The 17758-nt window shown below is 66.3% G+C and carries 24 protein-coding genes; 14 read left to right on the plus strand and 10 right to left on the minus strand.

Going from position 1 to position 17758, the window contains the following annotated elements:
- On the minus strand, positions 1-963 hold a 963-nt coding region (locus tag TL10_RS28300), incomplete at its 3' end, for a DUF222 domain-containing protein (protein WP_043988282.1).
- Between the two features lie 97 nt (positions 964-1060).
- On the opposite strand from TL10_RS28300, the gene TL10_RS28305 reads away from it, so the two are divergent.
- From TL10_RS28305 to TL10_RS28330, 6 genes are read left to right on the plus strand one after another with little or no spacing between them, the layout of a single operon-like run.
- On the plus strand, positions 1061-1660 hold the full coding sequence (locus TL10_RS28305) for a TetR/AcrR family transcriptional regulator (protein WP_043988283.1): 600 nt from the start codon (positions 1061-1063) through the stop codon (positions 1658-1660).
- On the plus strand, positions 1657-3216 hold the full coding sequence (locus TL10_RS28310; RefSeq protein WP_043399089.1) for a flavin-containing monooxygenase: 1560 nt from the start codon (positions 1657-1659) through the stop codon (positions 3214-3216). Before TL10_RS28305 ends, TL10_RS28310 begins: the two co-directional genes overlap by 4 nt.
- On the plus strand, positions 3213-4034 hold the full coding sequence (locus TL10_RS28315; protein WP_043399093.1) for a mycofactocin-coupled SDR family oxidoreductase: 822 nt from the start codon (positions 3213-3215) through the stop codon (positions 4032-4034). The genes TL10_RS28310 and TL10_RS28315 overlap by 4 nt, the downstream gene beginning before the upstream one ends.
- A gap of 19 nt (positions 4035-4053) precedes the next feature.
- The gene (locus TL10_RS28320) at positions 4054-4671 is read left to right on the plus strand and encodes a TetR/AcrR family transcriptional regulator (protein ID WP_043399095.1); all 618 of its coding nucleotides are present in this window, start codon (positions 4054-4056) and stop codon (positions 4669-4671) included.
- A 49-nt stretch (positions 4672-4720) separates the two neighbouring features.
- Positions 4721-5701, plus strand: a complete 981-nt coding sequence (locus TL10_RS28325; protein WP_043399098.1) for an Acg family FMN-binding oxidoreductase — start codon at positions 4721-4723, stop codon at positions 5699-5701.
- Positions 5702-5721: 20 nt separating this feature from the next.
- Positions 5722-6726, plus strand: coding sequence for a zinc-binding alcohol dehydrogenase family protein (locus TL10_RS28330; protein ID WP_043399101.1), 1005 nt, complete (start codon positions 5722-5724; stop codon positions 6724-6726).
- A 1-nt stretch (position 6727) separates the two neighbouring features.
- On the opposite strand, the gene TL10_RS28335 is transcribed toward TL10_RS28330, so the two are convergent.
- Positions 6728-7753, minus strand: a complete 1026-nt coding sequence (locus TL10_RS28335; RefSeq protein ID WP_043399104.1) for an Rv2578c family radical SAM protein — start codon at positions 7751-7753, stop codon at positions 6728-6730.
- A gap of 31 nt (positions 7754-7784) precedes the next feature.
- Complete coding sequence (locus TL10_RS28340; protein ID WP_043399303.1) at positions 7785-8381, minus strand: PAS and ANTAR domain-containing protein; 597 nt, start codon at positions 8379-8381, stop codon at positions 7785-7787.
- Positions 8382-8760: 379 nt separating this feature from the next.
- Between TL10_RS28340 and TL10_RS28345 the strand changes: the two genes are divergently transcribed.
- From TL10_RS28345 to TL10_RS28355, 3 genes are read left to right on the plus strand one after another with little or no spacing between them, the layout of a single operon-like run.
- Positions 8761-9060: a LapA family protein gene (locus TL10_RS28345; protein WP_043399107.1), complete on the plus strand. Its 300-nt coding sequence runs from the start codon at positions 8761-8763 to the stop codon at positions 9058-9060.
- 45 nt (positions 9061-9105) lie between these two features.
- Positions 9106-9312 carry a hypothetical protein gene (locus TL10_RS28350; RefSeq protein WP_043399109.1) on the plus strand — a complete coding sequence of 69 codons (207 nt, stop codon included), beginning with the start codon at positions 9106-9108 and terminating at the stop codon, positions 9310-9312.
- A 60-nt stretch (positions 9313-9372) separates the two neighbouring features.
- Positions 9373-10083 (plus strand): DoxX family protein, encoded by a 711-nt coding sequence (locus TL10_RS28355; protein WP_081936789.1) that lies wholly within the window; start codon positions 9373-9375, stop codon positions 10081-10083.
- A gap of 34 nt (positions 10084-10117) precedes the next feature.
- On the opposite strand, the gene TL10_RS31525 is transcribed toward TL10_RS28355, so the two are convergent.
- The 3 genes from TL10_RS31525 to mbp1 form a co-directional block, all read right to left on the minus strand.
- On the minus strand, positions 10118-10273 hold the full coding sequence (locus TL10_RS31525) for a DUF6131 family protein (RefSeq protein WP_192830325.1): 156 nt from the start codon (positions 10271-10273) through the stop codon (positions 10118-10120).
- 24 nt (positions 10274-10297) lie between these two features.
- On the minus strand, positions 10298-10507 hold the full coding sequence (locus TL10_RS31885) for a hypothetical protein (RefSeq protein WP_043399308.1): 210 nt from the start codon (positions 10505-10507) through the stop codon (positions 10298-10300).
- 358 nt (positions 10508-10865) lie between these two features.
- Complete coding sequence (gene mbp1, locus TL10_RS28370) at positions 10866-11102, minus strand: microaggregate-binding protein 1 (protein WP_043399113.1); 237 nt, start codon at positions 11100-11102, stop codon at positions 10866-10868.
- A gap of 319 nt (positions 11103-11421) precedes the next feature.
- On the opposite strand from mbp1, the gene TL10_RS28375 reads away from it, so the two are divergent.
- Both TL10_RS28375 and TL10_RS28380 read left to right on the plus strand, forming a co-directional pair.
- Positions 11422-11838, plus strand: coding sequence for a ChaB family protein (locus TL10_RS28375; protein ID WP_043399114.1), 417 nt, complete (start codon positions 11422-11424; stop codon positions 11836-11838).
- Positions 11839-11855: 17 nt separating this feature from the next.
- Positions 11856-12191 (plus strand): gamma-glutamylcyclotransferase family protein, encoded by a 336-nt coding sequence (locus TL10_RS28380; protein ID WP_043399116.1) that lies wholly within the window; start codon positions 11856-11858, stop codon positions 12189-12191.
- Positions 12192-12219: 28 nt separating this feature from the next.
- Here the strand turns inward: TL10_RS28380 and TL10_RS28385 are convergent, their stop codons facing one another.
- The gene (locus TL10_RS28385) at positions 12220-12651 is read right to left on the minus strand and encodes an Rv2576c family protein (RefSeq protein WP_043399118.1); all 432 of its coding nucleotides are present in this window, start codon (positions 12649-12651) and stop codon (positions 12220-12222) included.
- Positions 12652-12694: 43 nt separating this feature from the next.
- Positions 12695-13135 carry a D-aminoacyl-tRNA deacylase gene (gene dtd / locus TL10_RS28390; RefSeq protein ID WP_043399120.1) on the minus strand — a complete coding sequence of 147 codons (441 nt, stop codon included), beginning with the start codon at positions 13133-13135 and terminating at the stop codon, positions 12695-12697.
- A 44-nt stretch (positions 13136-13179) separates the two neighbouring features.
- Here dtd and TL10_RS28395 point away from each other — a divergent pair, with 44 nt between their 5' ends.
- Together TL10_RS28395 and TL10_RS28400 are read left to right on the plus strand one after the other, a co-directional pair.
- Positions 13180-14235 (plus strand): catalase family peroxidase, encoded by a 1056-nt coding sequence (locus TL10_RS28395; protein WP_043399310.1) that lies wholly within the window; start codon positions 13180-13182, stop codon positions 14233-14235.
- Positions 14232-14750: a cytochrome b gene (locus TL10_RS28400; RefSeq protein ID WP_043399123.1), complete on the plus strand. Its 519-nt coding sequence runs from the start codon at positions 14232-14234 to the stop codon at positions 14748-14750. Before TL10_RS28395 ends, TL10_RS28400 begins: the two co-directional genes overlap by 4 nt.
- On the opposite strand, the gene hisS is transcribed toward TL10_RS28400, so the two are convergent.
- Positions 14747-16006, minus strand: coding sequence for a histidine--tRNA ligase (gene hisS, locus TL10_RS28405; protein ID WP_043399126.1), 1260 nt, complete (start codon positions 16004-16006; stop codon positions 14747-14749). The two genes, TL10_RS28400 and hisS, sit on opposite strands and share 4 nt — an antisense overlap.
- A complete protein-coding gene (locus tag TL10_RS28410) occupies positions 16003-16668 on the minus strand; it encodes an MBL fold metallo-hydrolase (protein ID WP_043399129.1) in 666 nt (221 codons plus the stop codon). Before TL10_RS28410 ends, hisS begins: the two co-directional genes overlap by 4 nt.
- A 33-nt stretch (positions 16669-16701) precedes the next feature.
- Here TL10_RS28410 and TL10_RS28415 point away from each other — a divergent pair, with 33 nt between their 5' ends.
- Positions 16702-17502, plus strand: a complete 801-nt coding sequence (locus tag TL10_RS28415; RefSeq protein ID WP_082068113.1) for a DsbA family protein — start codon at positions 16702-16704, stop codon at positions 17500-17502.
- Positions 17503-17758: the final 256 nt, after the last annotated feature.

Genomic DNA, 17758 nt, shown 5'->3' on the forward strand with positions numbered 1-17758 from the left:
GGTCCGCGCCGTCGATTCCATCGCGACCAACTTGTTGGTACCCGGCTGGGCATACAGCCGCCGCACCGCCGCGGCCGCCTGCGGGTCGGCTTCGGCGGCCAGCACCAAATGTCGGGCCAACTCCGCCGGGATCGGGCCGTACCCGTCCAGGTGAGCGGGTTCCTCACCGCCGGCGAGCAGCGTTTCATCAGAGAGCACCAGGTTCACCGTCACTGACACCGGCGCCTCGACCGGATTACGTCCGGTGACCCGCTCGACCACCAGGTCGGCCATGATCTGGCCATGGGTACGGCCCAGCCCGGCCGGCACCGACGTCCCCGGGATCGTCGAGGCCAGCGTCGTCGCCGCCCCTTGCGACAGGGCGGTGTGCACCGCCTTACCTTCGGCGGCCGGTAGCCGCACGCTCACCGTGGCCATGCCGTCACCGACGGCTCGGAACCGCACATGCCGATCGGCCCGGGCCTGCCGCGCCTTCTCCAGTACCGCCTCTTGATCCAGCCGGTAGGCAATGCGCTTGGCCTCAGCGGCGATCTCGGCGTTGCCCATGCCGTCGACCGTGGCCGGGTCCCCACATAGTTCCTTGTCCAGGAGTTGGCGGTGGAAGATCGACAGGCACGCCGCCTCTTTGGTGATCAGCTCGGCCCGATGCTCCGACAGGCGCCCGCACTCCAGTGCCTCCAACGTGCACGGCATATCCGCGATCAGGACCCGGGCCATCGCCATCAGCAGTTCACCCCGGTGCGGGGACTCCTGCCGGGCCAGCCCGACCTCCGACCCCAGCGCCGCCCGCGACACCCGCGGCCCACCGGCCTTCGCCGCCGCCACCCGCCGGGCCTCCAACGCAGCCGCCGCTCGCGCCTGCCCGGCGGCCGCGGCAGCCTTGATCCGTCCGAGCTCGGTGATGCGACCCAGCAACGCCGCCTCATCGGCGTCAGGGTCGATATCCGCCAAGCTTTCGCTCATATGTTCGAATATACACCCAGCCCCCGACCGGCGCCACCACCGAAATCGGGTCCCTAAATCATTGACCACATTGAACAAATTTCGTTAATGTGTGCAAATGCCCGCAAAGCCGCCGACGCCGCGCACCATCTCGCCGGCACTGCTGGAAGCCACCGCGGAGACGCTCCATCGTTTGGGCCCAAGGCAATTCAGCCTCACCGCCGTCGCCGAAGCCGCAGGCGTCTCGCGCGGCACGGTCTACAACGCGCTCGGCGGTCGTGACCACGCCATCGGCGTCGCGCTGGACCACCTGGCCTCGGCGTTCGTCGACGGCATGGCCACCGAGATCGACAAGCAGTCCACGCTGGCCGACCAGGTCGCCGCCGCTGCCGTCCTGATCTGCGCCCACCGGCAGAGCTCTCCGTCGGCACCGCAGAAGGGCATCAACGAGGGCATCGTCGTGCTGCTGTTGCGCAACATCGGCGAAGACCTGATGAAGCGCGCGGTCGAACTCTGGAAGCCGCGCGTCAAGGCCGCGCAACGCGACGGAGAGATCGGCGCCGGCGTCGACCCGGCCCGTGCCGGCGAGTGGATCGTCCGGGTGCTGCTGAGCTTCGAACTGCTGCCGCCCATCGGCGTCAACCTCGACAACCCACGCGCCATCCGGCGCTTCGTCACCGACCACATCATCAACGGACTCACCGGAGAGACACAATGACCACACCCGACCACGAAGTGGTCATCGTCGGCGCAGGGCCCGGCGGGATCGCCGCCGCGCACCTGTTGCAGCAGAAAGGTATTCACGACTTTCTCATCGTCGACCGCGGCGACGACTTTGGCGGCACCTGGCGCGACAACCACTACCCCGGACTCGCCGTCGACATCCCGTCACCGTGGTACCAGCTGTCTTTCGCACCCAACCCCAACTGGAGCCGGTTCTTCGCGCCGGGGCCGGAGATCTACGCCTACCTCCGCGACACCGCCGACACGCTGGGGCTGCGTCCGCACCTGCGCGCCAACTCCGAGGTACTGCGCCAGCAGTGGGACGACGACGCCGGCCTGTGGCGGCTGTCCATCGGCAACCAGCCGGACGTGACGGCACGGTTCCTGATCAGCTCGGTCGGCGGCTACGTCAATGCCAAGAACGTCATCGACATCGACGGCATCGAGGACTTCGAGGGCACCATCATGCGCCCCAACGCCTGGGACGACGACTACGACGTCCGCGGCAAGCGGGTCGCGGTGATCGGCACCGGTTCCAGCGGTGTGCAGATCACCGGTGCATTGTCCGGGGTCGCTGCGAATCTCGATGTGTATCAACGCACTCCGGCATGGGTACTACCCAAGGTCGACTTCGACATCCCGCCATGGCTGCGGCGACTGTTCAAGGTGCCCGGCTTCGTCAGTGCGATCAACGTCTTCGGTCGGCTGCTGATGGACGTCACGATGGTCGTACCGATCATCCACGTGTTCTCCCGGCTGCCGCGCAAGGTGCTGACCAAGCTCATGCCCCTGTACGACGGCAACAGCCGCAACCTCTATCGGCTGCTGCTGCGCACCACCGTGCAAGACCCGGCAACGCGGAAAGCGCTGCTGCCCCGCTACGGAATCATGGCAAAGCGTCCGGTGATCTCCAGCTCGTTCCTGCCGGCGCTGAACCATCCCGATACGCACCTGATCACGACTCCCATCGAGCGGATCACCCGCGACGGCGTTCGCACCGTCGACGGCGTGGACCATCCGGCAGACCTGCTGGTCACCGCCACCGGCTACGAACTGTGGACCGACCCGGAAACCTATCGACCCGGAACCATCCTGGGCACAAACGGATTCGACCTCGCCGAGTACTACCGCGCCCACGGACTGCACGCCTACGCCGGCACCGCCCACCCCCGGCTGCCGAACAGGTGGGAGATCGTCGGTCCGCTCGGGTTCGTCGGCTTCGCCTGGATGGACTGGGTCGAAACCGTTGCCGCCCATGCGGTTCGGCTGATCGACGAAGCCCGCCGGAACGACGCGCCGGTCGTCGCGGTGAGCAACGACGCGTTCCACAAGTGGAACGCCCTGATGGACCGGCGCGGCCGCACCGCCCACACGTACTACACCCGCGCTACCGAACTCAACACCTATTTCGTCAACTCCCAGCACGAGACGCCGTACTACCGACCGCAAACAATCACCGGCTCAAGGATTTTCGCGCGGCGCTCGCCGCTCACGGACTACGAGTTCAGCGACGTCCGGGCCACCACGATGAGTGAGGAACTCAGCGCATGACCGATCAACCATTGGCCGGCAAGGTCGCCTTTGTCACCGGAGCCGCTCGGGGACAGGGTCGTTCGCATTGCGTCCGGCTGGCGCGAGCGGGAGCCGACATCGTCGCGATCGACGCCTGCGCACCCGTGGCCGCGGCCAACGGGTACGAGCCCGCGACGCCGGCGGACCTGGCCGAGACGGTCAATCTCGTTGAGGGCGAGGGTCGCAAGATCTACGCCAAGGAAATCGACGTTCGGGACGCCGAAGGCCAGCAGCGAGTGGTCGCGGAGACCATCGAGCAGTTCGGGCGGCTGGACATCGTCGTCGCGAACGCGGGCGTGCTGAACTGGGGTCGCCTCTGGGAGATTTCCCAGCAGCAGTGGCAGGACACCCTGGACATCAACCTGACCGGAATGTGGAACACCATCCGGGCCGTGGTGCCGGCGATGATCGAGGCCGGCGACGGCGGCTCGATCATCGCCACCAGCTCGGCCGCCGGGATCAAGGCGGTCCCGGGTTGCGGACACTACTGCGCCACCAAGTTCGGTGTCGTGGGGATGATCAATTCGCTGGCCGTCGAGCTGGGCGAGTTCGGGATCCGGGTGAACTCGATTCACCCGTACGGCACCGACACCCCGATGGGCATGGACGTGTCGATGTACCAGGTCCTGCAGGACCATCCGCAGTACATCCACAGCTTCTCCCCCGGCGCCCTGCCGACGGATTCCCTGATCAAGCCGGACCAGATCTCCGACATCGTCGTGTGGCTGGCCAGCGACGCATCGTCATTGGTAACGGCTGCGCAAATCCCGGCAGACAAGGGATATCTCAAGATTTGACCGGGTAACCTCAGTCGCCATGGCGAAGTCGACCGCCGGAGTGGCAAGCAACAGTCTCGACGGTGAGACGCGCGCCAGACAGTTCATGCGCTCGGCGCTCGACATCCTCGGCGAGACCGGCCGCACGGAGTTCACCGTGCTCCAGGTCGTCGAACGTTCGAAGACGTCGTTGCGGGCTTTCTATCAGCACTTCGCCACGAAGGATGAGTTGGTGCTGGCGCTGATCGACGCGATGCTGACCGAGTTCGTCACGACCTGGCAAGCCGAAGCGGCGGAGCTGGAGCCGGCGGCGGCACTGCGGGCGCTGGTCGACCGCATCTGCGTACCGCCCGCATCCAGCACGCAGGACAGCATCAATCGTGGGCTGACCTTCTACCACGATCGCCTGGCCGAGACGATGCCCGACGACTACGGCCGGGTGCTGACACCGCTACACGCACTCATCGTCGACATCCTCGAACGCGGAACCGCCGATGGCACCTTCCGGCCGGGCCTGGATATCGAAACCTCCGCGGCACTGGTCATGCAGACCATCTTCGGCGCCCTCCGGTTGCGCGCGCTGGGTCCCGGACTCGAACTCACCCCGATCGGCAGCGACCGCATCTACGCGTTCTGCCTGCGCGCGTTGGAGAAATGATGACTTCTGGCCCTGTCTGAGCCGGCCCGCGGCCGGGCAGTGTGGGCTCATGACGAAAACCGCCATCGCACTTCGGGACCTCGAGGACGCAGTCCATTCGGCATGCCGCGCCCCGTCATTCCACAACAGCCAGCCGTGGACCTGGGTGCTGGAATCGACGACCTTACGGCTGTTCCTCGATCCCGATCACTTGGTGGACACCGATGGCTCCGGCCGTCAGGCGCTGCTGAGCTGCGGGGCTGCGCTGGACCATCTGCGGGTCGTCGCGGCGGCACGCGGCTGGGACATCCTGGTAGACCGCTTTCCGAACCCGAACAATCGGAACCACCTGGCGGACATCGAGTTCCGACAGTCGGCCGGCGTCACAGCGGCGCAGCGCCGGGACGCTGACGCCGTCGCGAGCCGGCGGTCCGACCGGCTGCCCTACGACCCGGTAGATGATCCGTCGGCGTTCGAGATGATGCTGCGGCTGGCCGTCGAGGACCGCCCCACCCACGTCGACCTGATTGCGCCGCAGCAACGTAGCGAGGTGGCCAATGCCTCCCATCTCGCAGAGGCGCTGCGCATGTACGACACCGCGTACCATGCGGAATTGGCCTGGTGGACCGCACCTTTCGGGGCAACCACCGGGATACCGCACAGCGCCCTGGTTTCGGCCGCCGAATCCGACCGCGTCGAGGTCGGACGAACCTTCCCGGTGACACACACCAAGGAACGACGGCAACACACCGGGGACGATCAGGCCACCATCGTGGTGATCTCGGCGTTCGACGACACCCCGCGAGACATCATGGCGTGCGGCGAAACATTGTCGGCGGTGCTGATCGAAGCCACAGCCGCGGGGCTCGCCAGTTGCACCCTCACCCACGTGACCGAACACCCCGCCACGCGCGACATCATCAGCAAGCTCACCGGGCACCCCCTACCGCAGGTACTGGTACGGATCGGAAACGCGCCTGCGCTGGACGACGTCCCACCGCCGACACCGCGCCGCCCACTGGCGGACGTTTTTCACGTCCGGCTCGAATGACGGCGACGTAGGCTGGGCGCATGCGTGCATGGCGAGTACGTACGCCCGCGCCGATCGACCGCGGCCCACTCGAATTCAGCACCGCCGCAACCCCTGAACCCGGTGCCGGCGAGGTGCTCATCGCCGTGCGGGCGTGCGGGGTATGCCGCACCGACCTCCACATCGCCGAAGGCGACCTGCCGGTCCACCGGCCATCGGTCACCCCTGGCCACGAAGTGGTGGGCGAGGTGGTGGCGATAGCCGACCACACGGACACTGACCTCGTCGTCGGTGATCGGGTCGGCGTGGCCTGGCTCAGGCAGACCTGCGGACGCTGCCGGTTCTGCCGCCGCGGAGCGGAGAACCTGTGCCCGCAGTCGCGCTACACCGGCTGGGACGCCGATGGTGGCTACGCCGAATTTCTCACGGCGCCAGCCGACTACGTCCACCGCTTGCCCGCGGGATACACCGATGCCGAACTCGCCCCGCTGCTGTGCGCCGGCATCATCGGCTACCGGTCGCTGCTCCGCGCCGACCTACCCGCCGGCGGCCGGCTCGGAATCTACGGCTTCGGTGGCAGTGCGCACATCACCGCCCAGGTGGCACTCGCTCGCGGTGCCGAGGTGCACGTCATGACCCGCGGTGAGGCCGCACAACAACTGGCACTCGAGCTCGGTGCCGCCTCGGCCCAGGGCGCCACGGCGCGGCCACCGGTCGAGCTGGACGCCGCGATCCTGTTCGCCCCCGTGGGCGATCTGGTGTTGCCGGCGCTGGAAGCCTTGGACCGCGGCGGCACGCTGGCGATCGCCGGCATCCATCTCAGCGATATTCCGGTGCTGAACTACCAGCGGCACCTGTTCCAGGAACGCCAGGTGCGATCGGTGGCATCGAACACCCGCGCCGACGCCCGAGAATTTCTCGCCTTCGCCGGCACCCATCGCATCCAGGTCACCACGCCGATCTACCCGTTGGATCAGGCGGACCGCGCCCTCGGGGATCTGGCCGCTGGTCGAATCTCGGGCGCCGCGGTGCTCCACGTCAGTTGAGTCAGAACAACGCAGGCTGTACCGCCCCGGCGGCCACTGCCGCCGGGGCGGTACGCACGGTGTCAGGTCTGTGTCCGCTGCCGCCGAGGCCGTACCGGGCAACCAGCGGTGCAACTCGGGTGCGTAACCTTTCGCGGTACTCCGGTCCGAGATACGCACCGCGCCCATACAATTCGCGATATCTGGGCAACAGTTCCGGATACGCCGAGCCGAGCCACGCCAGAAACCAGCCGCGCGTCGCGCCGCGCAGGTGCAGCCCGAACACCGTCACACCGGTGGCGCCGGCCGCCGCGATCCGCGACAACAGCGCGTCCAGATGCGCTTCCGAGTCGGTCAGGTACGGCAACACTGGCGCCACCATCACATGGCAGCCGAGGCCCGCCTCCGCTATCGCCGATATCAGCTCCAGCCGCGCGGCGGGCGTGGGCGTTCCGGGCTCTACCGACCGGTGCAGGTCTGGGTCAAGCATCGCCAACGACACCGCGACGCTGACCCCGACCCGCGTTCCCGCATCGACGATCAGCGGCAGGTCGCGCCGCAACAGCGTGCCCTTGGTCAGGATCGAGAAAGGGGTCCCGGAATCAGCCAGCGCCGCAATGATTCCCGGCATCAGCGCATATCGCCCCTCGGCCCGCTGATAGGGATCGGTGTTGGTGCCCAGCGCGACCGCATCGCGCGTCCAAGACCTCCGAAAGAGCTCCCGCCGCAACACTTCTGCGACGTTCGTCTTCACCACGAGTTCACGGTCGAAGTCATTTCCGGAGTCGAAGTCCAAGTACTCGTGGGTGGGCCGCGCGAAGCAGTAGCGGCAGGCGTGTGAGCAGCCGCGGTAGGCGTTGACGGTGTACCGGAACGGCAGATTCGACGCTTCCGGCACCTTGTTCAACGCCGACTTGCAGAGCACCTCATGGAACGTGATGCCGTCGAACTTCGGCACCCGGATGCTGCGCACTAACCCGAGACGTTCCAGGCCCGGCAGGGCCCCGTCCGCTTCGGCCCGCGTCACCGCCTGCCCGTCCCACCGCATACCTACATTCGAACAATTGTTCGACTACTTGTCAAGCCTCGTCGTCATCGTCATCACCCGGACCGTCGACGAGCAACAGATGGTCGATCGCGGTGACGGTCTCGGGAGCCAGGCCCTCGTGAATCACCGCCTCCAGCAACCGGGTCGCGACAGTCCGGAGCTTCGTCTGGGTGGCCTGCGAACGCCATTTCAGAATCTCGAAGGCGCGATCAGCGTCGATTCCATAGGCCGCCATGAGGATGCCCTTGGCCTGGTCGATCACCGCGCGCGATTCCACCACCGAGGCCATCGCCACGGTGAGATCGGACTGGATACCGGCCGTGACATCGATGTAGTAGCCGTGGGTACCGATCGTCTCGCCGGCATCGTCGGTCATCCGGTCGCTGACCACGACGACCCAGTGGATTTTCCCCTCTGCATCGACGATGCGATGCCGGCTGCTGAACAGGCCACCGGTCTGGACCCGCTTGAGAATCTCGGCGACTTTGGCGCGATCGTCCGGATGCTTGTGGCTCAGCAGCAACTCGGTGGTGGGCTCCACTTCCCCCAGCGCGTAGCCGTGCATTCGAGCGACCGCCGCCGACCACACCCACCGCTGGTCGGCAAGAAGAAACTGAAAGCTACCCACATGCTGACTGTCGCCGCCGCTGAATACAGCAGCGACGTCCCAGGATTCGGAGTCGGCGATCTCGCCGTTGGATTTAGTCATATCGTTGTTGGGTGGCAGGGAGCCGAGCAATATATTAACGCGCTCCCGGGAGCGTTCACCTGGCTACGAGCAATCGTCCCGTTCATGAGTCGCCGGCCGGGTACCGCCCGGAGGTGACTGCCGTCGAAGTCCTGTGCACGGCACCTTGATATTGCTGTTATGTGCGAAGCCTGTGATCATCGGGTCCGCGAATCTGGTGCTGCCGTTGCAGATTGGCGCACCGGATGTCCCTACCAGGTGTAAAACCGCGCTCCACCGGGCATCACATCTCTGAGGACTCGTCCCCAGGAGGTATCTGATGAAAGACCCCGTCGACCATGCCCGTACCACTCGACCACACGCCGGTGAATCGCTAAAGAACGGCCAGAACACTCCAGGCCTCTTGGCAGTGGCTGTGGCGGTGGTCGTTCTCGTGGTCAGCTTGTACTTCTTCGCGACCGGCCAACCGATGATCGGCGGCACCACCCTGATCATCGCGCTGGCCCTTGGCTTCGTGGGCGGCTGGTGGCTGTCCATGACGCATCGCCGGGTGCGGCACCGTGAACTGGAGTACCTCGACACGCATCCCGGTGTTCCACGCACGCCGCCGACCAGTTGACGCGCGAAGTGTTATCCGGCGTCCCTGCCGGGTATCCGTTCTGTCATGAGAGAAGAACAGTTCCCGGACGAGGTTCCTGACGCAGACGCCCTCGAGCAGTCGCGCGACGTCCGCGAACAGGTACTCGACGACGAGGCCACCGTCAGCGGCCGCGACACCCCGCCGGCGGAAGCCGCGCCGCATGACTGGCTGGAGCAAACTGAAGACATCGAAATAGATGCCGACGAAGACGATTTCGGACGCGATGCGTGACATGTTGACCCGAGCCGGCCGACGACGTTTGGGCCAGTGCCGTCTGGGAATCCAACGTCCATGATCATTCGTAAGATCGCCCGCCCGCTCCTGGCGACCGCCTTCATCGGGCAGGGCGTCGAGACCCTGTTGAACATCGACTCAGGTGCCGAGGTCGTGCGTCCCACGCTCGACGGACTCCGGGACATGCCAGATCCGGTGGCCCGCAACGTTCCGTCCAACGCGGCTGCGGTAGCGCGGGTGACCGCGGCTTCCCAGGTCGTCGGCGGACTGTTGCTGGCCACCGGCCGGATTCCCCGCGTGGCCTCGGCTGTGCTCGCTACGACGGTGATTCCCGCCAACCTCGGCAACCACATGTTCTGGACCGAAGCCGATCCTGAGGCCAGGGCCGCCAAACGCCGGGGCTTCCTGGCCGACCTCAGCCTGCTCGGCGGCCTGATCCTGGCCTCTGCCGACACGGCAGGAAAACCGTCACTCGGGTGGCGTAGCCGCCGAGCCGGTCAACGGGTTGTCGAATCACTTTCCGCGACAGTGCCTTCGAGAACTGACGCAGCACTCGCCCGGGTACCGGAACTGAGCGAGAAGGTCGGTCACAGCGTGCAAACCGGGTTCGAGCACGGACGCGACCTTGCCGGTGCCGCACTCGACAAGTTGGAGAGAACTGCAGAAAAAACCGCTCCGCTGGCCGAGTCCGCGTACCGCAAGGCAAGTGAGCGCGCCAATGAATTGGCCGGCACCGCACGCGAACTCACGGCAAAGGCCCGGGCCTGAGCCCGAGCCTTTGCCGTCAACCTCGACGAGTAGGTCAATACCAGGTGCGCCTGCCACCGACTGCATGGCCGGCGGCTCCGAGCATCCAGAAAACCGCACCTACCACGACGAGCACGACGCCCAAGACCCACAACAGGTAGATGTTGAAGACGAAGCCCAAGATGAGCAGGACAACTCCCAGAGCAATCATGATGACCGTTTCCTTATCTCTCAATTACCGCATCGAACTTGGTTGGGGTAGGCGACAATCGACCACCTGTGGGTTGACCCCGGCGTAATTCAAGGGCCCGGCTATCACCGTCAAGGCGATGCGGCCGGCCGTTCCGCAGCTGGCATCGCCACCGCGGAAGTAGTCACGCTGCCACGCGGCCAGTACACCGACCAGCAGCCAGACCAGCACTATGACGCCAACGCTTCCTCGCAACATCGCTCCTCCTACTCGGCCCGGATGGCCTCATGCGGGTGAATACCCCAACGTTGCCGACGGCAAACTAACGCGCGAGATAATGACCCTTTCGTCAGTCGCATGAACCGCGGGCTGCTCCGATCGCACGTGCGTCAAGTTGGGCCCGAGCCCGTTCGTGTTCGGGCTCATCGAATACGGCGCGCCCCTCCTGGTGGCCGGATTCGCCGTGCTGACGATGACCTTCCAAACCCCCTTGAGAGGCCTGACAATTTGGCGATAAGACGGTCGGTGCACACCGATAACGCCCGCGCACAATAGTTTTCGATCAAAAACGACCCGACCTCCCCCGCAGTAGGGGGAGGTCGAGCCATTCGAGCTACTGATTCTGCTGTTGCCGCTTCTCAGCCGCCTTCGCGCCGGCACGCGCCGCTTCGGCTTGCGCCTCTCGCTTGGCCGCGTCGCGTTCGGCCTCAGCCTTGTCCTGCTGGGCCTGTCCCTCACGAACCAGGTCGTCCCGGCCGATGACACTGCCGGCAGCTTCCTTCAGCTTGCCTTTGACACCCTCGACGGCGCCCTTGATGCCCTCTTCGGGACCACTCTTGTGCTCACCCACTGAATTTCCTCCTGTGTGTTGTGTTGTCCGGTGTGATCGATGCCCGTCACACCACTCGCTTCGCAAGCAGCGCCTTGAACAATCCGGCACTATCCACATACCTGTTCTGCGCCCATCGGAAACCTCTTCTGGCGCAACGTTTCACCACAATCCGGTGCGGGTACGCGTGAGCCACAGGAGTCGATCACCACCACTGGTCCGACATCGTTGTGGCCCGACCGCTCCCGAACTGCTGCGAACACATCGAATCACCAGCAGATGGACGATTCGGACACCAATTGATCTGCCCACCAGACGTTTTCACCCGAGGAGGAACACCATGCCGAAAACCACGACAAAGGGGAATGCCAAGCAGAGTGAGCTGCCGAAAACGCTGCAGAAGTCGAGCGCCAAGGCACAACGCACCTACGCGAAGACCTACGACTCGGCGATCGAGGATTATGGCGACGAGGCGCGGGCACACCGCGTCGCGAATGCGGCTCTGAAACACAGCTACGAGAAGGTCGGCGATCACTGGGAAACGAAAAGTCAGCGAGGTCCCTCCGACGAGCGGTCACACAGCGGTGGGCCCAACGCTCGCGGCGCCACCGCCGAGGGCGTCAACGCGGAGGCCACCAAGAAGCATCTCCTCGACGTCGCTCGCAGACTCGACATTCGCGGACGCTCCACGATGAACAAGGGCGAGCTGGTGCAGGCTATCGAGAAGGCCAACCGGCGGGCGAGCCGCAGTTCCTGAGCGGTACCGTCAGGCACGTGGCCGAACTGCTGTTCTCCTACGGAACCCTGCGCCAGCGCGATGTTCAACTGTCCACGTTCGGCCGTGAACTGAATGGCTCCGACGACGCCATCGTCGGCTACCGCCTGGGCTGGGTCACCATCACCGACCCGCACGTCATCGAGACCAGCGGCAGCGACCGGCACCCGATCCTCAAGTCGGGTACGCCGGAGGACGCCGTGGACGGCAGCGTGTTCGAGATCACCGATGCCGAACTGGTCGCCGCCGACGAGTACGAGGTCGACGACTACCAGCGCGTGCAGGTGCCACTACGGTCCGGCCGGCAGGCCTGGGTCTACGTGTTCGCGGGTTAGCGAACTACCGCGTCGGCTGAGCCGACAATTACCACTGGCCGAGCTGGCACTGGACGTTGTACGGCGCGGTCTGGTGCGCCGCAGACTGACCGTCGACCGCGATATCGCACGTCGAATCAGGGGCAGCCTGGCCACCGTGCGTGGTGCTGCTGACGGTGAAGATGGCCCACTGCGGGTCGGCGAGTGTGGTGGTGAACACCCACGGGGCGTCCGGCGCGACGGTGACCGTCTCACGCTTGAGGTAGGAGTAGGCGTCCGCGTTGTACGCGGCCTTGTTCGCCGGCTGGTTGACCAGGTAGAGCAGGTCGAAGGTCGCCGGGCCGCCCACCGACAGCGTGTATCGAACTTCGTGACCAGCCGGGGCCGCAGACGCCACAGGCGCCATCAGCCCAGCGGCTGCCACCGCTGCCGCGCCACACACCACTCCGAGCTTGACTGTCGCTTTACGCATGCCGGTCATATCGACTGACCGTACCGGACCGTTACACCCTGCATCAGGCGTATCACCCTGCCTGCAGTTCCAGCAGCACCGTCACCGGGCCGTCGTTGACCAGTTCGACGTGCATGTGCGCGCCGAACTGCCCGGTGGCGACCACTGCCCCCAGTGCCCGCAGCGCCGTCGCGAACTCGTCCACCAGCGGCTCGGCAACCGGTCCAGGAGCGGCGGCGTTCCACGACGGCCGCCGGCCCTTGGCGGTGTCGGCGTACAGGGTGAACTGGCTGACCACCAGAATCGGGGCACCCGCGTCGGCGGCACTGAGTTCACCGTCGAGGATGCGCAGCCGCCACAGTTTGTCGGCCATCTTGCGCACCACCGCAGCGTCGTCGGTGTGGGTGAGACCGACGAGCGCCACCAGGCCCTGCGGATTCGGGGTGATCTCGCCCACGGTGTGCCCGTCGACCGTCACCCGCGCCGACGTCACCCGTTGCACCAGTACCCGCACGTTCGCAGATGTTGCCACAGGACTTTGTGGTACCTGTGGTGGTCATGGACGGCCCATCCTGGCGCGGCACTCCCCTGACCCGGCGTTCGATCCTGGTCGGGCTCGGCGCCGTCGGCGCATTCCTCGCCGTGGATCTCGGACTGGTCGCGTACACCAGCCGCGCCGGCACCCTGACCCGCCAGACGTTCCTCGACGGCTTCCAGAAGGTCTTCGGTGATCACCCCGGATTCCGGAAGAACCATGCCAAAGGCGTCTCGGTGGTCGGCCATTTCATGAGCAACGGCAACGCGGCGGCACTGTCCCGTGCCGCGGTCTTCGGGCCGGGTGAGGCGCCCGTTGCGGGCCGGTTCTCGCTGGCCGGCGGCAACCCGACGGTCGCCGACACTCCTGGCGCGGCACGCGGGCTCGGCCTGGCCATCGGCTTCCCCGGCACCGGCCAATGGCGGACGGCGATGCTGAATATCCCGGTTTTCCTTGATAATTCACCACAGGGCTTCTATGACCGGTTGCTGGCGTCCAAGCCGCTCGCCGGCACAGGCAAGCCCGACCCGAAGGTCATGGCCGACTTCCTCAGCCGGCATCCGGAGACCGCGGCAGCGATGGCACTGGTCAAGAAAAGCCCGCCCGCACCAGGTTTCGCCGACAGCACGTTCTGGGGTCTGAATACGTTTTATCTGGTGAACCACTCCGGCGCCCGCACCCCGGTCCGCTGGTCGTTCGTCCCTCAGCAGACCGCACTACCGCCGAAGTCCGACGATCCCAACGCATTGTTCGACGCGCTGATCCTGCAGTTGAAAAAGGCTCCGCTGCAGTGGAATCTACGACTGACGGTCGGACGGGACAGCGACCCGATCGACCCGACGTTGCCCTGGCCGGCCGATCGGCAGGTCATCGATGCCGGGGTCCTGACCCTCACCGAAGCCCAGACCGATGCTGCCGGCAACGCCCGCGACATCAACTTCGATCCCCTGGTCCTGCCCGACGGCATCGAGCCGTCGGACGATCCGCTGCTCAGTGCGCGGTCGGCGGTGTACGCGGGGTCGTACCGGGCGCGGACCACCGAGCCGAAAACCGCTCCTGCCGTTCAGGTGACCCCGTGACCGGCCGCTTCCCGATCCGCACCCGGGTGTTGCACTGGCTGACCGCGGTGGCAGTCTTCGCCGCACTGCTGATCGGCTTCACGATGACCAACGAGATCGGCTCCCATGGCGCCCTGGTCGCCGTCCACATGACATTGGGTATCAGCATCCTGGTCATCGTGATCGTCCGCGCGGCAAACAGATTCACGCACAAGCCGCCGAAATGGCCCGACACGGTGGGGCCACTGGAAGGCAAACTGATCGCCGGGTCCGAGCTGGCGATGTACGCCATGCTGCTGGCGCAGCCGCTCGTCGGCTGGGCGATGGTGTCGGCGTCGGGTACCCCGGTCCGGGTCTTCGGCGGCCTGACGCTGCCCGACATCGCGCCCTTCGACGCCGACCTGTACGGCATTCTGCGCCAGGCACATTCGGTGGTGGCCTACCTGTTGGTCGCCGCAGTCGCGGCGCACGTCAGTGCCATCCTGCTGCACACCCTGACGCTGCGCGACGGCATGCTGCGCCGCATGACGGGCTAACGCAGCCGCGCCACGACCTGGGTGACGACGTCGGCGATGGGCACGTCGACCTGCTCGCCGGTCGACAAATCCTTGACGCCGACGGTGCCGGCCTCGATGTCGCGGTCACCGGCAACCAGGGCCACCTTGGCGCCGGAGCGGTCGGCCGCTTTCATCGCGCCCTTGAGGCCGCGGTCGCCGTAGCACATGTCGGTGCAGACACCCGAACCACGCAGGGCCGCAACGATCTTTGCGAGTTCCAGCTTGGCCGGTGCACCCAGCGGCACGGCGTACACGTCGACGGCCGCGGGCGACGCGACTGTCTTGCCCTCGGCCTTGAGCGCCAGCACCGTGCGGTCCACACCCAACCCGAATCCGATGCCCGACAGGTCCTGCCCGCCCAGCTGCTTCATCAGCCCGTCATAGCGGCCGCCGCCGCCGATGCCGGACTGGGCGCCGAGGCCGTCGTGCACGAACTCGAACGTGGTCTTGGTGTAGTAGTCCAGGCCGCGGACCATGCGCGGGTTGATCACGTACGGCACGCCCAGCGCGTCCAGGTGCGCCAGCACGGTGTCGAAGTGCTGCTTGGCGGCCTCCGATAGGTGATCGAGCATCACCGGGGCATCGGCCGTCATCTCCTTGACGTGCGGCCGCTTGTCGTCGAGCACCCGCAGTGGGTTGATCTCCGCCCGGCGCCGGGTGTCCTCGTCGAGGTCGAGTTTGAACAGGAAGTCCTGCAACAGCTTCCGGTACTGCGGGCGGCAGGTGTCGTCACCCAGCGAGGTGATCTCCAGGCGGAAACCGTCGAGCCCCAGCGAGCGGAAACCGGCATCGGCCACCGCGATCACCTCGGCGTCCAGCGCCGGGTCGTCGATGCCGATGGCCTCCACGCCCACCTGCTGCAGCTGGCGGTACCGGCCGGCCTGCGGCCGCTCGTAGCGGAAGAACGGCCCGGAGTACCGCAACTTGGCGGGCAGCGCGCCGCGGTCCAGACCGTGCTCGATGACGGCCCGCATGACACCGGCCGTACCTTCCGGGCGCAGCGTCACCGAGCGGTCACCACGGTCGGCGAAGGTGTACATCTCCTTGGACACCACATCGGTGGACTCACCCACACCGCGGGCGAACAGCGCGGTGTCCTCGAACACCGGCAGCTCGATGTGGCCGTATCCCGCCAGTCGCGCGACATTCAGCAGGCCGTCGCGCACCGCGACGAATTCCGCCGAGTCCGGGGGCAGGTAGTCCGGGACGCCCTTGGGTGCCTGAAAATCGCTCAACTTGATAAGCCTTCGAGGAATGGGTTGGTACGGCGTTCGGCGCCGATCGTGGTCTGTGGGCCGTGCCCAGGTAGTACCACGGTGGCGTCGTCGAGCACCAACAGTTTTGTCACTATCGAGTCCAGCAGGTCCCGGCCGCTGCCGCCCGGGAGATCGGTGCGGCCCACCGACTGCTTGAACAAGGTGTCTCCGGTGAACACCAGCTCGTCGGGTCCATCACTCACGTGGAACACCACCGAGCCCCGGGTGTGCCCCGGAGTGTGGTCCACCGTGACGGTGATCCCGCCCAGCTCGAGCTTGTCGCCGTCCCGGTCGAGTTCGACGACCTGCTTGGGTTCGGAGAACAGCACTCCGAACGCCAGCTGGGCCAGCCGCGGACCGAACCCCTTGATCGGATCGGTCAGCATGAACCGGTCCTCGGGGTGGATGTACACCGGGCAGCCGTAGATGTCCGCCACCTTCTGCGCCGACCAGATGTGGTCGACGTGACCATGCGTGAGCAGCACCGCCGACGGAGTGAGCCGATTTTCATCCAGAATCTCGCGGATGCGGCCCATGGCCCGCTGGCCCGGGTCGACGATGATGGCGTCCGACCCGGCACGCGCCGCAAGGATGTAGCAGTTGCACTGCAACATCCCGGCCGGAAACCCCGTCAACAACACGGCAACCAGTTTCCCACGTGGGAAACTGCCTCCATGACTCAGCCAGGACCGTGGGGACCCCCGCAGCCCAACCAACCCCAGTACTACGTTGTGCCACAACAATTTCCGGGTTTTCCACCGCCGAAGAAGTCCCGCACCGGCTGGGTGCTGTTCGCCGTGATCGCCGTCATTGCGCTGGTCTCGGCCGGCGTCGCCGCCATCATCGTGCTCCGCCACGAGAACAAGCCGGTCGGTGGTGCCGCGACGTCCTCTGCCGATCACAGCCCGACCCCGCTGCGCTCGATCCGCCTCGCCGCGCCGAATGTCGCCACCAAACCCGGCAGCACCGAGCCGAAGGCCACGCTGACGGTCTACGAGGACTTCCTGTGCCCGTTCTGCGCCCGGTTCGAGCAGGTCTACGGCCCGACCATGAGCAAGCTGATCGCCGACGGCCGGGTCGCCGTGGACTACACCATGGTGTCGATCCTGGGCCGTGGTGACGTGAAGGCGTACTCGGTCCGTGCCGGTGCGGCGGCCTACTGCGTCGCCGACGCCGACACCGCCGCCTTCCAGCGGTTCCATGCCGCGCTGTTCGCGCGCCAGCCCGACGAGTCGGCCGCGACGTTCCCGTCCGACGACGAGCTGGTCGCGCAGGCAGAGAAGGCCGGCGCACCCGATTCGGTGGCCGACTGCATCACGAGCGGCAAGAACCGCGACATGGTCAACGACGCCGTCAAGAGTTCAGGCATCAATTCGACCCCGACGGTGCTGCTCAACGGCACCGATATCGGCGACGCCCTGCTGCAGCATCCCGATCCGCAGGCGCTGGTGGACCAGCTCAAGTCCGTGAACTGACGGCTGGTCACGCGGGTCGCGGCCCCCGCATCCAGGGTGACCTGGCACACTCGGTGCCGACCATACGTCGGGGCACTTGACCCCGACCGTGACGAGGAGGGCTTCGGCGGTGCCGACGAACGAACAACGGCGGGAAACCGCCAAGCGCAAGCTGGAACGCCAGTTGGAGCGCCGGGCCGAGAAGGCCCGCAAGCAGCGCATCATCACGATCGCCGCGTCCGTGGTCGCGGTGCTCGCAGTTGTCGGCGGTGTCGTC

The organism is Mycolicibacterium llatzerense (assembly GCF_000878195.1).
In the GTDB taxonomy this organism is placed as follows: Bacteria; Actinomycetota; Actinomycetes; order Mycobacteriales; family Mycobacteriaceae; genus Mycobacterium; species Mycobacterium llatzerense.

Excerpts from the sequence above, each read along its gene's own strand:
- TL10_RS28395 (WP_043399310.1), top strand. The coding sequence starts at position 13,180 with ATGGACGGCCCATCCTGGCGCGGCACTCCCCTGACCCGGCGTTCGATC.
- TL10_RS28330 (WP_043399101.1), top strand. The coding sequence starts at position 5,722 with ATGCGTGCATGGCGAGTACGTACGCCCGCGCCGATCGACCGCGGCCCA.
- TL10_RS28415 (WP_082068113.1), top strand. The coding sequence starts at position 16,702 with ATGACTCAGCCAGGACCGTGGGGACCCCCGCAGCCCAACCAACCCCAG.
- TL10_RS28320 (WP_043399095.1), top strand. The coding sequence starts at position 4,054 with ATGGCGAAGTCGACCGCCGGAGTGGCAAGCAACAGTCTCGACGGTGAG.
- TL10_RS31525 (WP_192830325.1), bottom strand. The coding sequence starts at position 10,273 with ATGATTGCTCTGGGAGTTGTCCTGCTCATCTTGGGCTTCGTCTTCAAC.
- TL10_RS28350 (WP_043399109.1), top strand. The coding sequence starts at position 9,106 with ATGAGAGAAGAACAGTTCCCGGACGAGGTTCCTGACGCAGACGCCCTC.
- TL10_RS28335 (WP_043399104.1), bottom strand. The coding sequence starts at position 7,753 with ATGCGGTGGGACGGGCAGGCGGTGACGCGGGCCGAAGCGGACGGGGCC.
- TL10_RS28305 (WP_043988283.1), top strand. The coding sequence starts at position 1,061 with ATGCCCGCAAAGCCGCCGACGCCGCGCACCATCTCGCCGGCACTGCTG.
- TL10_RS28315 (WP_043399093.1), top strand. The coding sequence starts at position 3,213 with ATGACCGATCAACCATTGGCCGGCAAGGTCGCCTTTGTCACCGGAGCC.
- TL10_RS28355 (WP_081936789.1), top strand. The coding sequence starts at position 9,373 with ATGATCATTCGTAAGATCGCCCGCCCGCTCCTGGCGACCGCCTTCATC.
- TL10_RS28385 (WP_043399118.1), bottom strand. The coding sequence starts at position 12,651 with ATGACCGGCATGCGTAAAGCGACAGTCAAGCTCGGAGTGGTGTGTGGC.
- TL10_RS28375 (WP_043399114.1), top strand. The coding sequence starts at position 11,422 with ATGCCGAAAACCACGACAAAGGGGAATGCCAAGCAGAGTGAGCTGCCG.
- TL10_RS28310 (WP_043399089.1), top strand. The coding sequence starts at position 1,657 with ATGACCACACCCGACCACGAAGTGGTCATCGTCGGCGCAGGGCCCGGC.
- TL10_RS28345 (WP_043399107.1), top strand. The coding sequence starts at position 8,761 with ATGAAAGACCCCGTCGACCATGCCCGTACCACTCGACCACACGCCGGT.
- TL10_RS28325 (WP_043399098.1), top strand. The coding sequence starts at position 4,721 with ATGACGAAAACCGCCATCGCACTTCGGGACCTCGAGGACGCAGTCCAT.